We start from the raw sequence: 13,761 nt of genomic DNA on the forward strand, positions 1-13,761 counted from the left end.
ACCCGCACCAAATGCGAGGACATCATGCGCGTCATCTTCATGGGCACCCCCGATTTTTCCGTCCCCGCGCTGCGGGCGATTGCCGCCGAACATGAGGTCGTGGCGGTCTATTCGCAGCCGCCGCGCGCGGCTGGCCGGGGGCAGAAGCCGCGCCCTTCGCCCGTCCACAAGGCCGCGGAAGAACTGGGCCTGCCCGTCCGCACGCCCGAGCGGCTGAAATCGCCCGAGGATCAGGCCGAATTCGCCGCGCTTCAGGTGGATGTCGCGGTGGTCGTGGCCTATGGGCTGATCCTGCCACAGCCGGTGCTGGACGCGCCGCGTCTGGGCTGCCTCAACATCCACGCCTCGCTTCTGCCGCGCTGGCGCGGGGCCGCACCGATCCATCGGGCGATCATGGCGGGCGACAGTGAAACGGGCGTCGCCATCATGCAGATGGAGGCCGGGCTCGACACCGGGCCGGTGCTGGCCGAGACCCGCACCCCGATCACCGCCGAGGACACGACCGCGACGCTGCACGACCGGCTGTCGGCGATGGGGGCCGAGTTGATCGTCGCGACGCTGGCGCGCCTGCCCCTGCCCGCCACGCCGCAGGCCGAGGAGGGCGTGACCTATGCCCAGAAGATCGACAAGGCCGAGGCCCGCATCGACTGGACCCAGACCGCCAGCCAGATCGACCGCCAGATCCGCGCCCTGTCGCCCTTCCCCGGCGCATGGACCATGCTCGGCAGCGAACGCATCAAGCTGCTGCAATCCCGCGTCGTGCAGGGCAGCGGCCAGCCCGGAGAGGTGCTCTCGGGCTTCACCATCGCCTGTGGCGAAGGCGCGGTCGAGATCATCACCGCCCAGCGCGAAGGCAAGCGCCCCATGCCCGCGTCCGAGATCCTGCGTGGTCTGACCCTGCCCAAGCACCTCGGCTGACTGCGGCAAGTCGGCAACAGTCCTTGCGGATGCACAGGGCACCCCGGGGAAACCCGCCCTCAAGGTGCTACTTTTGGCGGACAGGCCGGATCGCAAGGCGACAGACGCCTTGCTCGTGCAGTTCCCCTATCCCGGCCGGTATTCTGTTTTCATTACGGAGTTTGGTATGGAAAATCTTGTGCGTGTCATGGCCGAGAACTGGTGGGTTCCGCTGCTACGCGGGATCGCCGCCATCCTGTTCGGCCTTCTCGCCCTCATCTGGCCGGGACTGACCGTCTATGTGCTGCTGGTGGCCTTCGGGGTCTATGCGATCATCGACGGCGTCATGGCCATCGTCATCGCCTTCCGCCGCCGCTCATCGGATGACAACTGGTGGGCCTGGCTGATCGAGGGGCTTCTGTCCATCGTCATCGGCGTCATGGCGCTGTTCTGGCCCGAAGCGACGGCGCTGGCGCTGATCATCTGGATGGCCGCCTGGGCCATCGTCGCGGGCGTCTTCCGCATTGTCGCGGCCATTCGCCTGCGCCGCGAGATCGAAGGAGAGTGGATGCTGGTCCTCAGCGGCCTGCTGTCGATCCTCTGGGGTGGGTTGATGCTGTATCTTCCGGCGGCGGGCCTGCTCAGCATCGCCTGGCTGATCGGGGTCTTCGCCATCGCCATCGGCCTGACGATGGTCTCGCTGGCGTTCCGTCTGCGCGGCATCAAGAACCGGCGCGAGGCGCGGGCCTGACACCCGCCACGGCCCACCCCTGTCACGTGCCGCGAGGTTTCGCGCGCGTGGTCGGGTCGGCCTCCAGCGGGTTTTCGGGCCAGGGATGACGGGGATAGCGGCCCCGCATGTCCTTGCGCACATCGGCGTAACCGCCCGCCCAGAACCCCGGCAGGTCCGTCGTCACGGCGATGGGCTTGCCCCCCGGCGACAGCATGCTGATCCGCAGCGGCCGGTTCCCCGTCATCGGATGACGCGCCACGCCGAAAAGCTCTTGCAGCTTCAGCTCGATCGAGGGCGTCTCGTGGTCGTAGTCAATCGGCACCTTCCGCCCCAGCGGTGTGGTGAAATGCGCCGGGGCCAAGCGGTCGAGTTGCTGCTGCCCCTCCCAGCCGATCCGGGCCTTCAGCGCCTCGGTCAGGTCCAGCGTGCGCAGATCACCCAGACTGCGGACCTTGCCCAGCCATGGCAGCAGCCATTCGGGATCGGCCAGCAGGCTGGCATCATCGACCGGTCCAAGCTGCGGCATCAGCGCGATCCGCGCCCGCAGACGCGCCGCGCCGGGGGTGAAACTCAGCCCGTTCGCCCGCAGCCCCTCCAGCGCCGCCCGCGCCATCGCGGCAGGGTCGGGGGCATCCAGTGCCCGGTCCGACAGCACCAGCGCACCCAGCCGCTCTTGCAGCCGCGAAAGGATGCGGTTGTCGCGCCGCGACCATTCGACCGCCTCGACGCTGGTGATCCGGTCGGTGTAAAGCGCGCGCAACTCGGCCTCGTTGAGCGTGGCGGCCATGCGGATGCGCGCCTCGCGGGTGTCGCCGTCCAGATCGGTCGCGACGATCAGCCGGTCATTGGTCAGCGCATCGCCCTCGGGCAGGATCGCGCCCTTGCCGCCTGAGAGGACATAGCGCGGCTGATCGCCCTTGCGGCGCAGCCCGATGCGGTCGGGATAGGCCAGCGCCGCCATCGCCCCAAGACCAAGCGGCGCGCCCCCCTTCGGGGCCAGCTTGCGCAAGCGGCGCGCCTCATCCCGGATGCGGTGCAGGGTGCCGGGGTTCGCGGGCCACGGATGGCGGTCGGCATAGACGCGCGCATCGCGGATCGCGGCCATCCGCAGGGCCATGTCGACGGGCGCGCCGGTCAAAGGGTCCCGCTCGGCCATCAGCGCGGCCAGTTCGGCGGCCTGCGCGCCCGCCAGCACCAGCATATGCGCCAGACGCGGATGCAGGGGCAGCGCCGCCAGCGCCTTGCCATGCGGGGTGATCCGGTCCTGCGCATCCAGCGCGGAAAGATCACGCAGCAGCGCGCGGGCCTCGGCCAGCGCGGCTTCGGGCGGAGGCGTCAGGAAGGCGAGTTCGCTGCCATCCGCCCCCCAGGCGGCCAGTTCCAGCGCAAGGCCGGTAAGGTCGGCCACGGCAATCTCGGGCGGGGCGAAGGCGGGCAGCGCGCCTTCTTCGGCCTTGCTCCACATCCGGTAGCAGATCCCCGCCGCGACACGGCCCGCGCGACCGCGGCGCTGTTCGGCCTCGGCGCGGCTGACGCGCTCGGTCACCAACCGCGACATGCCCGAGCCGGGATCAAAGCGCGCGCGCCGGGCGCGGCCCGCATCGACCACCACCTTGACGCCCGGAATGGTCAGCGAGGTTTCCGCAATCGAGGTCGCGAGCACCACCCGCCGCACCGGACCGGGATCGGACATCGCCGCGCGCTGCGCCGCGAAATCCATGGCGCCGAACAGCGGCACCACCTCGCAGGGCAGATGCGAGAGCGCGGCGGCGGTGCGCCGGATCTCTCCCTCGCCGGGCAGGAAGGCCAGGATCGTGCCGCCGGGGGTGTCGCGGGTCTGCGCCTCGGCCTCTAGGATCAGGCGGGCGGCCTCGGTGACAAGGCGGGTGCCTGCGGGCAGGGGCCGGGGCAGCCAGCGCGTCTCGACCGGGAAGGCCCGCCCGTCCGAGCGGACAATGGGCGCACCCAGCAGATCGGCCACAGGCTGCGCGTCCAGCGTCGCCGACATGACAATGACCGCAAGGTCGGGTCGCAGCGCCTGACGCGCTTCCCAGACCAGCGCGAGGCCCAGATCGGCGTTCAGGCTGCGTTCGTGGAATTCGTCGAAGATGACGCAGCCAACCCCCGCAAGCTCGGGGTCTTGCTGGATCATCCGGGTCAGGATGCCCTCGGTGACGACCTCGATGCGCTGGCCGGGCACGGCCTCGCCCCGGATGCGGTAGCCGACCGTGGACCCCAGCGGTTCGGACAGGGTCTGGGCCATGCGCTCGGCTGCGGCGCGGGCGGCCAGACGGCGCGGCTCCAGCATCAGGATGCGGCCCGAGACCACCGGCAGCAGTGCCAGCGGGACGCGCGTGGTCTTGCCCGCGCCGGGCGGTGCGACCAGCACGGCGCAGCCCTGCGCCGATACCGCCGCAAGAAGGTCAGGAAGGGCCGAGTCGATGGGCAATCCGGTCATCCGCGCCTTATGGCAAATTTGCCCGGCAGCGTCACGGATCGGCGCGAAGAATTTGACGAAGGGGTGCTAGTGCCAGATGCCGATGGCCCCGGCGACGCCACGGACGCAGGCTGCTCTGACGGCTGGTCACATGCGGCTGCCCCTACACAACCCGTTGTTCCGGGCCTATCTTGTGCAGGCGAGAAGCGAGGGCCTGAATGGGAATTGCTGACGACCTGATGCAGGGGCTTGGCCTCTCTGATCCCGTGATCCGGCTGGGCGTGACAGGGTTGTCGCGCGCTGGAAAGACGGTGTTCATCACCTCGCTGGTGGCGAACCTTCTGGACCGGGGACGGATGCCGGGACTGCGCGCAGCCGCCGATGGCGCGATCCGTGGCGCATGGCTGCAGCCACAGCCCGACGACACCGTGCCGCGCTTTGATTTCGAGCGACATCTGGCCGCCATGACCGGCCCCGACCCGCATTGGCCCGAGGGCACGCGCCATGTCAGCCAGCTGCGCCTGTCACTGCGCGTGCAGCCGCGCGGGCTGATTGCGGGGCTGCGCGGGCAGCAGGTCATCCATCTGGACATCGTGGACTATCCCGGCGAATGGCTGCTGGATCTGCGGCTGATGGACAAAAGCTTTGACGAATGGTCGCTGGAGGTCATGTCGCGGATCAACGGCCGCCCCGGCGCGGAAGAGTTCCGGGCGGCACTGGCAGCCTCGGACCCCGCGGCCCGGCTGGATGAGACCACCGCGCAGAACCTCGCCGCAATCTATACCCGCCATCTGCATCAGTCGCGCGATGCGGGCTGGTCCGATTGTACGCCCGGCCGTTTCCTGATGCCCGGAGAGCTTGAGGGCTCGCCCGCGCTGACCTTCACGCCGCTGCCGCCCGATTTCAACGGCACGCCGCTTTACCGCGAGTTCTCGCGCCGGTTCGAAGCCTACAAGTCACGCGTAGTGAAGCCGTTTTTCCGCGACCATTTCGCCCGCATCGACCGGCAGGTGGTGCTGATGGATGTGCTTAGCGCGATCCACACCGGCCCGCAGGCGGTCGAGGATATGCGCCGCGCCATGGCCGATATTCTGGGCGCGTTCCGCCCCGGTCGCGCAGGCTGGCTGTCGCAGCTTCTGGGCACCCGCCGGGTCGAGCGCATCCTGTTCGCCGCGACCAAGGCCGATCACCTGAACCACATCCAGCACCCGCGCCTGACCGCGATCACTGCCGCCATGCTGCGCGAGGCGCGGGATCGGGCGAATTTCTCGGGCGCGCGGACCGAGGCGATGTCGATTGCCTCGCTGCGCTGCACCACCGAAGAGATGATCCTTGAGAATGGCGAGGAGCTGCCCGCCGTACGCGGCACGCTGATGGACGGGCGGCAGGCCGCCTTCTATCCGGGCGAGCTGCCCGCCAACCCGGCCGAGCTGCTGGTCCCCGCCCAGCAGGGTGCCACGCATTGGCTGGACGGCGATTATGCCAATATGGATTTCGCGCCCGCGCCGAATACCGCGCGACCGGGCGACGGTCCGCCGCATATCCGGCTGGACCGGGCGGCGGAATTCCTGATCGGAGACCGGATATGACGCCCCGCTTTCGCAAGGAGCATCCCGATGGCTGAGCCCCCGAAGCGCCGTGGTCCGGTCCTGATCGAATTCGACGCCCCGGCCCTGTCCGACGCCGATCCTACGCCGCGTGTACCGGTGGCTGAGCTGGTGAACACGCCGGAGGAGCGCGCAGCAGACCCTCTGCCCGACAACCGCAACCGGCGCGCCCCTCGCAGCGTCCTGCAAGAGGGCGAGACGGCGGGCCCCTCGCCCGCTGATGCGCCGCCGATTGAGGATGCCTCGCTGCCCCTGCCGCAGCCGCGCACCATGCAGCTGGTCGCGCGGCTGGTCGGGCGCGGCCCCTCGAAGCTGACACAGTTCTTCATCAACACCGGGGCGGCGCTCTTCACCTTCCTGCTGTCGGTGGCGGCGCTGCGCTATATCTCGTCGCTGCTGACCACCTATCCGCTGCTGGGCTGGATCGGCGTCGCGCTGTTTGCCGCCTTCAGCATCGCCTGTCTGCTGGTCGCCTTGCGCGAATACCGCGCCTGGGCCAGGTTTGCCCGGATCGATGCGATCAACCGTGACGCCGGGGCCGCGATCCTTTCGGGCGACACCAAGGCGGCTCAGCGGGTCGCCGATCAACTGGAGGCGCTTTATCGCAACCGGCCCGAGATGGAATGGGCGGTGAAGGGGTTCCGCGAGCGCCGGGGCGAGGCCTATGACGCGCAATCGCTGCTGGAGCGGGCCGAGGCCGATCTGCTGGCACCACTGGATCAGCAGGCCCGGCGCGAGATTGAGGCCGCTGCCCGCACCGTCGCCGCCGCGACCGCGCTGATCCCGCTGGCACTGGCCGATGTGCTGGCCGCGCTGACCGCGAACCTCCGGATGATCCGGCGCATGGCCGAGATCTATGGCGGCCGCGCCGGTGCCGTCGGCGGCTGGCGGCTGGCGCGCACGGTGATGACGCATCTGATCGCCACGGGTGCGGTCGCTGCCGGTGACGATCTGATCCACACCGTCGCCGGGGGCGGGCTTTTGGCCAAGGTCAGCAAGCGTTTCGGCGAGGGCGTGGTCAATGGCGCGCTGACCGCCCGGGTAGGCATCGCCGCGATGGAGGTTTGCAGGCCCCTGCCCTTCCTGCACCAGCCGAAGCCGAAGGTGGGCAATCTGGTCTCTCGCGGGTTGGCGGGGCTGTTTGGCAGCGATGATGAGGATGCGAAGCGCTGAATTGGCATTGCCGGGTTTGTGGCGCGCGTGGCGATTTGGGTATTTGGGCAACAGAGAAGATCGCAGGGCATGTTCCTGGCGCGGCGCTTTGATATGTGAGGGGTCATGAGTTCGCGGCATCTGTCGATCTTGCTGGTGTTTCTGTTGCTGCTGGCGGGATTTGGCGCGGCGGTGCGGGACCGGTTTGACCGCTGGGTCGATGCGACCGAGCTGCCGCGTCTGGATGTGCCGACCGGGGTCGAGGTGCTGGCTCGTGACGGGTCGTTGCTGCGGGCGTTTCAGGTCTCGGACGGGCGGTGGCGGCTGGCGCCGGGGGCCGTCGATCAGAGTTTTGTCGAGATGCTGATTGCCTGGGAGGACCGGCGGTTTCGGACCCATTCCGGGGTCGATCCGGTGGCCTTGCTGCGGGCGGGTGTGCAGGCCGTGCGGCATGGGCGGGTCGTTTCGGGCGGCTCGACCCTGACGATGCAGGTGGCGCGCCTGCTGGAGGAGGGGCCGACCGGCGAGTGGCAGGGCAAGCTGCGCCAGATCCGTCTGGCGCTGGCGCTGGAGCGGAGGCTGAGCAAGGAGCAGATCCTGGATCTGTACCTGCGCCTTGCACCCTATGGCGCGAATGTCGAAGGGGTGCGGGCGGCCAGCCTGCAATGGTTCGGGAAAGAGCCGAGGCGGCTGACCCCGGCGCAGGCGGCGCTGCTGGTGGCGCTGCCGCAATCGCCGGAAAAGCGCAGGCCGGACCGGTTTCCGGACGCGGCCCGGCAGGCGCGGGACCGGATTCTGGCGCATGCGGTTCGTGACGGGGTGATCTCGGCCGGGGATGCGGAGGCGGCGCTGTCTGAGACCGTTCCCGCGGCGCGGCGGGCCTTTCCGGCGCTGGCCCCGCTGCTGGCCGCACGGCTTGTGCGCGAGCATCCCACCGCAACGCGGATCGAGACCACGATTGATCCGAGGCTACAGCGGCGGGCCGAGGTTCTGGCTTCGCGCGCCGTGCGGGGGGCCGGGCGCAGGCTGTCGGCCGCCATCGTGCTGGCCGATCATCGCAGCGGCGAGATTCTGGCCGAGGTCGGAGCGGCGGACTGGACCGACAATGCCTCGGCCGGGTTTGTCGATATGGCGCGGGCCCTGCGCTCACCCGGGTCGACGCTGAAGCCCTTCATCTATGCGCTGGCCTTCGATCAGGGGATTGCCCATCCCGAGACCCTGATCGAGGACCGTCCCACCGTCTTTGGCCGCTGGCAGCCGCAGAATTTCGACAAGCATTTCCGGGGCACGGTCAGTCTGCGCCAGTCGCTGATCTGGTCGTTGAATATCCCGGTGGTGAAGCTGGCCGAGGCAATCGGCCCGAACCGCATTGCTCAGGCGCTGCGGCGGGGCGGCGTGCGGCTGAGCGTGCCGGGCGAGGTTCCGGGGCTGGCGATCACGCTGGGGGGCGCGGGGGTGACGCCGGAGGATCTGGCCTCGGGCTATGCGGGGCTGGCGCGCGGCGGGCGTGGGGTTCGCCTCTCGCCCCTGCCCGAGGGTGCCGAGGAGATGCCGGTGCCGATGTTTGGCCGCGTTGCCGCCTGGCAGGTGGGCGATATCCTGTCGCAGGTGCCCGCACCGCAGGGCGTGAGGCAGCGACCGCTGGCCTATAAGACCGGTACCTCATACGGGCATCGGGACGCGCTGGCGGTGGGCTATGACGGCGCGCATGTGGCCGCGATCTGGCTGGGCCGTCCGGACGGTACGCCGGTGCCCGGTGCCTTTGGCGGCGATCTGGCGGCCCCGGTGCTGTTTGATCTGTTCGACGCCCTGCCCTCGGCCGCGCTGCCGCCTGCGCCACCGCAGACGCTGATCCTGCCGAATGGCGCGCTGCCCGCGCCGCTGCGCCGCTTTGCCCCGCCGGGCGAGGTCAGCGCCCGCCTGACCAGCCCCGCCGCGCCCGATGCCCTGCGGCTGACCTTCCCGCCCGACGGGGCCGAGCTGGAGGTGAAGGGTCCACTGGTCGCCAAGGTCAGGGGTGGCAGCGGGCCCTGGACCTTTCTGGTCAATGACAGCCCCGAGGTGATTGCCAGCCCCTCATCCTCGGCCAGCCTGCCGAACCCGGGCCCGGGTTTTGCCCGTATTACGGTGATCGACGCCGCCGGCAGCTCGGCAAGTGCGACAATCCGGCTGCAATGGTAACCTTGCGTTGACGATCCCGTGGGATACCCCTTTTAAGCGCGGTCAAATAGTCCATATTCATAACCATGTTGCATGTTTCGGACGATATAACGATTCAGGAGTGGGAGCTCTCGGAACAGTTTTCCAGGTCGCAGGGACCCGGAGGACAGAATGTGAACAAGGTCGAGACAGCCGTCGAATTGCGCTTTGAGGCCGAACGCTCGCCCCATCTCAGCGAGGCGGTTAAGACGCGGCTGAAGCGGCTGGCCGGGCGGCGCTGGACGCTGGACGGGGCCATCCTGATCCGTGCCGAGGAAACGCGCAGCCAGCTTCGCAACCGCGAAATCGCCCGTGAGCGGCTGGTCGAGATGATCCGCAAGGCGCTGGTTGCGCCGCGCAAGCGCATCGCCACGCGTCCGACGCTGGGAAGCCAGCGACGCCGTCTGGCCTCGAAAACCCAAAGGGGTGAGGTCAAGGCGCTGCGTGGCAGGGTCAGCCATTCCGAGGCTGCCGAGTGAGCCGACATTTCCGCACCATCTTTGCCCGGATGCTGGGGCTTCGGCCGCCTGCCATGCAGGTGGCGGCGCTGTGCATCTGCCCGGAAACCTCGCGCGTGCTGCTGATCACCAGCCGGGGCACCGGTCGCTGGATCATCCCCAAGGGATGGCCAATGGCGGGCCGCACGCTGGCGCAGGCCGCGATGCAGGAAGCCTGGGAGGAAAGCGGCGTGCAGGGTGAAGTCAGCGAGACCCCGATCGGACGCTATCACTATGACAAGGAACAGGACCGCAGCTTCGCGATCCCGGTTGACGTGCGCGTCTTTCCGGTCCGCGTCAGCGCGCTGGCCGACGACTTCCCCGAGGCTTCGCAGCGGACCCGGAAGTGGTTCACGCCCGCCGAGGCCGCCGAACTGGTCGATGAAAGCGGGTTGAAGCAATTGTTGCGTAGCCTCAAGGCTTCGTCCGTGCCATAAGCGGGCCCTTGAAGGCACGGCACGATGGCACGAACCCCTACGGATTACCGCATTCTCGACAAGGATCTGGGTCGGATCAGCAATGGCGAACGCGCCATGGCGCAATCGGGCCGTCCGGTGCTGCGGCTGGGTCTGGCGATGCTGTTCATCGGCGCAACGGCAGTTCTGGGCGCGCAGCTTTTCCACGACCGGACCGAGATTGCGATGCTGGTCGCGGGCTTTGCCGTGGCCGCCTATCTGGCGCTGTCGTTGGGCGCGAACGACGTCTCGAACGCGCTTGGTCCGGCGGTCGGAGCCGGGGCCATCGGCCTGGTCAAAGGGCTGATCCTCGTCGCCATCATGGAGATTCTGGGCGCGACGCTGGCGGGCGAGGCGGTGACGCTGACGCTCTTCGACGGCATCGTGAACCTCGATCAGGCCAGCAGCGCCACGGCGGCGGGCTGGATGATGATGATTGCGCTGCTGTCGGCGGGCACCTGGGTGGGCTTCGCCACCTGGATGGATGCGCCGGTCAGCACCACGCACTCGATCGTGGGCGCCATCCTTGGCGCGGGGGCCGCGCTGATGGGTGTAGAGGCCGTGAACTGGAACGTGCTGGTGATGATCACCGCAGGCTGGGTGCTGTCGCCTCTGGTCGGCGGGGCGATTGCCGCGGGTACGCTGGCGGTCCTGCAGACGCTGGTGCAGAACGCGCCTGACCGGATGGCGGCGGGGCGGCGCTGGCTGCCGGTGCTGATCGCGATTGTCGCGGGGGTGTTTCTGTCGTCCTGCGTCCTGCTGTTTCTGGACCTTTCGGCCGGAGCGGGCACGGCGGCGGGGCTGCTGGCGGCGGCCTTCGGCTGGCTGGCCGCGCGCCTGCATATCGAGGGGTTGCTGAAATCCGGCCAAAGCATGCAGGCGGCGCAGAAACAACTGTTCGCCGTGCCGTTGATCGCGACGGCGCTGATCATGGGCTTTGCCCATGGTGCCAGCGACGCCTCGAACGTCGCGGCACCGCTGATGGCCATTCTGGACGCGGCGGCCTCGATGGACGGGCATGCGGTCTCAGCCATGGCGATGGTCTTGCCGATTGCGGGCATGGGCATCGCCGTCGGCATCCTGCTGTTCGGCGGGCGGCTGGTGCATATGATGGGCAGCCGCATCACCCGGCTGAACCCCCTGCGGGCGCTGTGCGTCACGCTGGCGACGGCGACCACGGTGATCGGATTTTCGGCCTTTGGCATGCCGATCTCGACCACGCAGGTGGCGGTTGGCGGGGTCTTCGGCGTGGGCTTTTACCGCGAATGGCATGACCGCCGGAACCAGCGCATGCGTGCCCCCCTGCCCGAGGAAGAGCGGCGGCGGCGCCATCTGGTGCGCCGCTCGCATCTGCGCACGATCCTGTTCGCCTGGGTCATCACCCTGCCGATCACGGCCGGGATGGCCGCAATCGGGGTCTGGCTGACGCTGGGCTAGGCGCGTTCCTTCGCAGCCTCACCCGCCGCGCGGGTTTCGGCCAGGGTCGCGCCGGTGGTCAGCGCCTCGGGGTCCAGCCGCAGCTCGATCACAGCCAGCGTTCCGGCATCGCGGGCCCGCTGGAAGGCGGCGGCAAAATCGGCGCTGGTCTCGACCAGCTCTCCATGCCCGCCATAGGCGCGGGCCAGCGCGACGAAATCAGGGTTCGCCAGATCCGTCCCCGAGACGCGCCCCGGATAGGTCTTTTCCTGATGCATGCGGATGGTGCCGTAGCGGCCGTTGTTCGCCACCACAACGATCACGCCCGCATTGTTCTGGGCCGCCGTCGAAAGCTCATTCACCGTCATCTGCAGGCAGCCGTCGCCCGCCATGCAAACGACCACTTTCTCGGGGTTCTGGATCTTGGCGGCAATCGCGGCAGGCAGGCCATAGCCCATCGAGCCCGAGGTCGGCGCCAGCTGCGTGCCCCAGCGGCGGAAGCGGTAATAGCGGTGCAGGAAGGCCGCATAGTTCCCGGCCCCGTTGGTGATAATCGCATCATCGGGCAGGTTCTGCGACAGCCAGGTGACGACTTCCTCCATGCGGACATCGCCGGGGGTCGCCTTGGGCCGCTGCCAGTTTTCGTAATTTGCGCGCAGCTTCTGCGTCCAGTCGGCCCAGGCCTCGACCGGGCGCGGAGGCAGCGCCGCCAGCGCCGCGACCACTTCGCGCGGATCGGCGACCAGCCCCGGATCGGGGGCCCAGAGGTGGCCCAGCTCATCGGGGGACGGGTGGACATGGATCACCCGCGCATGCGGGCGGGTCGGGTTCATCAGCTCATAACCGCGGGTCAGCGTGTCGCCCAGCCGCGAGCCCAGCGACAGGATGCAATCGGCCTGCTCCAGCGCCTGCCCCAATGCGGGGTTCATGCCGACGCCCAGATCGCCCACGTAATTCGGGTGATCGTTGTTCATATGGCCCTGACGGCGGAAGGGCACGGCGACCGGCAGACCCCAGCTTTCGGCAAAGCGGGCCAGATCATCCGCAGCCTGCTGCGACCAGAGCGTGCCACCGGGCACGACCAGCGGGCGTTTCGCCCCCACCAGCGCATCGGCAATGGCGGCAACCGAGGAGGGCGCGACGGCGGCCAGAGGCCGGGTGGCAGGCGCGATATCGGCAACCTCGGCCCGGCCCGAGATCATATCCTCGGGCAGCGCCAGCACGATGGGGCCGGGGCGGCCGTTCATCGCAAGCTGGAAGGCGCGGCTGATATATTCGGGGATGCGCTCGGTCTGGTCGATCTCGGTCACCCATTTGGCGATCGGGCCAAACATGGCGCGGTAGTCGACCTCTTGAAACGCTTCGCGGTCGCGGTCGGCGCGGGCGATCTGGCCGACGAACAGGATCATCGGGGTCGAATCCTGCCGGGCGATATGCACGCCCGCGCTGGCATTGGTCGCGCCGGGACCACGCGTCACGAAGGCGATGCCGGGACGACCGGTCATCTTGCCATGCGCCTCGGCCATCATCGCAGCGCCCCCTTCCTGACGGCAGACGACATTCTCGATCTCGGTGTTGTAAAGCCCGTCCAGCACCGCAAGGAAGCTTTCGCCGGGGACCGAGAACACCCTCTCGACCCCGTTGGCCTTCAGCGCATCGACCAGAATCTGCCCACCGTGACGCATGTCTTTCCCCTTTGTCATGCTTGCGGCCAGCGTCACCCGGCCAGCCGGGGCAATCAAGCCATCGCCGCAAGCTTCCACGCCCGAAGACCGCAGGAAATCGCTTTTTCTGCATGAGGTGTTGAGCCTTGCGCAACACTGCCTGCAGGGCCTTGCCACGCTGTCCCATCTTTACAGGGGCGGGCCTCGCGCCTATCTCTGCCCGATCATGGCCGAGAAATCTGATCCCAACTACAAAGTCATCGCCGAGAACCGCCGGGCGCGTTTCGATTACTTCATCGAAAGCGATCTTGAGGTCGGCATCGTCCTGACCGGTTCCGAGGTGAAAAGCCTGCGCACCGGCCAGTCGAACATCGCCGAATCCTATGCCTCGGTCGAAAACGGAGAACTGTGGCTGATCAACGGCTATATCGCCGCCTACAAGCAGGCAGGCGTTTTCGGTCATGAGGAACGGCGCAAGCGCAAGCTTCTGGTCTCGCGCAAGGAGTTGGCGCGGCTGTGGCAGGCCATCGGGCGCGAGGGGATGACGCTGGTTCCGCTGGTGATGTATTTCAACCATCGCGGCATGGTGAAGCTGAAAATCGGCGTCGCCAAGGGCAAGAAGAACCACGACAAGCGCGAAACCGACGCCAAACGTGACTGGAATCGCCAGAAACAGCGCCTGCTGAAGCAGGGCTAGACCGCGT

Annotated in this window: 11 protein-coding genes; 9 read left to right on the forward strand and 2 right to left on the reverse strand. The window is 68.4% G+C overall.

Annotated elements, in window-relative coordinates:
- Positions 1–24: 24 nt before the first annotated feature.
- Both fmt and IQ24_RS09855 read left to right on the forward strand, forming a co-directional pair.
- The gene (gene fmt, locus IQ24_RS09850) at positions 25–918 is read left to right on the forward strand and encodes a methionyl-tRNA formyltransferase (protein ID WP_145397783.1); all 894 of its coding nucleotides are present in this window, start codon (positions 25–27) and stop codon (positions 916–918) included.
- A 166-nt stretch (positions 919–1,084) separates the two neighbouring features.
- Positions 1,085–1,648 carry an HdeD family acid-resistance protein gene (locus IQ24_RS09855; RefSeq protein ID WP_145397784.1) on the forward strand — a complete coding sequence of 188 codons (564 nt, stop codon included), beginning with the start codon at positions 1,085–1,087 and terminating at the stop codon, positions 1,646–1,648.
- Positions 1,649–1,670: 22 nt separating this feature from the next.
- On the opposite strand, the gene hrpB is transcribed toward IQ24_RS09855, so the two are convergent.
- Complete coding sequence (gene hrpB / locus IQ24_RS09860; protein WP_145397785.1) at positions 1,671–4,088, reverse strand: ATP-dependent helicase HrpB; 2,418 nt, start codon at positions 4,086–4,088, stop codon at positions 1,671–1,673.
- Positions 4,089–4,285: 197 nt separating this feature from the next.
- Here hrpB and IQ24_RS09865 point away from each other — a divergent pair, with 197 nt between their 5' ends.
- The 6 genes from IQ24_RS09865 (at position 4,286) to IQ24_RS09890 (ending at position 11,414) form a co-directional block, all read left to right on the forward strand.
- Positions 4,286–5,656 (forward strand): YcjX family GTP-binding protein, encoded by a 1,371-nt coding sequence (locus IQ24_RS09865; RefSeq protein WP_145397786.1) that lies wholly within the window; start codon positions 4,286–4,288, stop codon positions 5,654–5,656.
- Between the two features lie 27 nt (positions 5,657–5,683).
- Positions 5,684–6,847 (forward strand): YcjF family protein, encoded by a 1,164-nt coding sequence (locus tag IQ24_RS09870; protein ID WP_145397787.1) that lies wholly within the window; start codon positions 5,684–5,686, stop codon positions 6,845–6,847.
- Between the two features lie 105 nt (positions 6,848–6,952).
- Entirely contained in the window at positions 6,953–9,007 is a 2,055-nt protein-coding gene (pbpC, locus tag IQ24_RS09875) for a penicillin-binding protein 1C (RefSeq protein ID WP_145397788.1), read from the forward strand.
- Between the two features lie 65 nt (positions 9,008–9,072).
- Positions 9,073–9,504 (forward strand): alternative ribosome rescue aminoacyl-tRNA hydrolase ArfB, encoded by a 432-nt coding sequence (gene arfB, locus IQ24_RS09880; protein WP_145397789.1) that lies wholly within the window; start codon positions 9,073–9,075, stop codon positions 9,502–9,504.
- Positions 9,501–9,959: an NUDIX hydrolase gene (locus tag IQ24_RS09885; RefSeq protein ID WP_338419467.1), complete on the forward strand. Its 459-nt coding sequence runs from the start codon at positions 9,501–9,503 to the stop codon at positions 9,957–9,959. Before arfB ends, IQ24_RS09885 begins: the two co-directional genes overlap by 4 nt.
- 24 nt (positions 9,960–9,983) lie before the next feature.
- Positions 9,984–11,414, forward strand: coding sequence for an inorganic phosphate transporter (locus tag IQ24_RS09890; RefSeq protein ID WP_145397790.1), 1,431 nt, complete (start codon positions 9,984–9,986; stop codon positions 11,412–11,414).
- Here the strand turns inward: IQ24_RS09890 and IQ24_RS09895 are convergent.
- Positions 11,411–13,078, reverse strand: a complete 1,668-nt coding sequence (locus IQ24_RS09895; protein WP_145397791.1) for a thiamine pyrophosphate-binding protein — start codon at positions 13,076–13,078, stop codon at positions 11,411–11,413. The two genes, IQ24_RS09890 and IQ24_RS09895, sit on opposite strands and share 4 nt — an antisense overlap.
- Positions 13,079–13,283: 205 nt before the next feature.
- Between IQ24_RS09895 and smpB the strand changes: the two genes are divergently transcribed.
- Positions 13,284–13,754: an SsrA-binding protein SmpB gene (smpB, locus tag IQ24_RS09900; protein WP_145397889.1), complete on the forward strand. Its 471-nt coding sequence runs from the start codon at positions 13,284–13,286 to the stop codon at positions 13,752–13,754.
- Positions 13,755–13,761 lie beyond the last annotated feature (7 nt).

It is taken from the genome of Paracoccus sulfuroxidans, assembly GCF_007830335.1.
GTDB lineage: Bacteria > Pseudomonadota > Alphaproteobacteria > Rhodobacterales > Rhodobacteraceae > Paracoccus > Paracoccus sulfuroxidans.

What these genes read in the sequence shown, in the direction of transcription:
- fmt (WP_145397783.1), top strand. Translation starts at nt 25, where the DNA reads ATGCGCGTCATCTTCATGGGCACCCCCGATTTTTCCGTCCCCGCGCTG.
- IQ24_RS09855 (WP_145397784.1), top strand. Translation starts at nt 1,085, where the DNA reads ATGGAAAATCTTGTGCGTGTCATGGCCGAGAACTGGTGGGTTCCGCTG.
- hrpB (WP_145397785.1), bottom strand. Translation starts at nt 4,088, where the DNA reads ATGACCGGATTGCCCATCGACTCGGCCCTTCCTGACCTTCTTGCGGCG.
- IQ24_RS09865 (WP_145397786.1), top strand. Translation starts at nt 4,286, where the DNA reads ATGGGAATTGCTGACGACCTGATGCAGGGGCTTGGCCTCTCTGATCCC.
- IQ24_RS09870 (WP_145397787.1), top strand. Translation starts at nt 5,684, where the DNA reads ATGGCTGAGCCCCCGAAGCGCCGTGGTCCGGTCCTGATCGAATTCGAC.
- pbpC (WP_145397788.1), top strand. Translation starts at nt 6,953, where the DNA reads ATGAGTTCGCGGCATCTGTCGATCTTGCTGGTGTTTCTGTTGCTGCTG.
- arfB (WP_145397789.1), top strand. Translation starts at nt 9,073, where the DNA reads ATGTTGCATGTTTCGGACGATATAACGATTCAGGAGTGGGAGCTCTCG.
- IQ24_RS09890 (WP_145397790.1), top strand. Translation starts at nt 9,984, where the DNA reads ATGGCACGAACCCCTACGGATTACCGCATTCTCGACAAGGATCTGGGT.
- IQ24_RS09895 (WP_145397791.1), bottom strand. Translation starts at nt 13,078, where the DNA reads ATGCGTCACGGTGGGCAGATTCTGGTCGATGCGCTGAAGGCCAACGGG.
- smpB (WP_145397889.1), top strand. Translation starts at nt 13,284, where the DNA reads ATGGCCGAGAAATCTGATCCCAACTACAAAGTCATCGCCGAGAACCGC.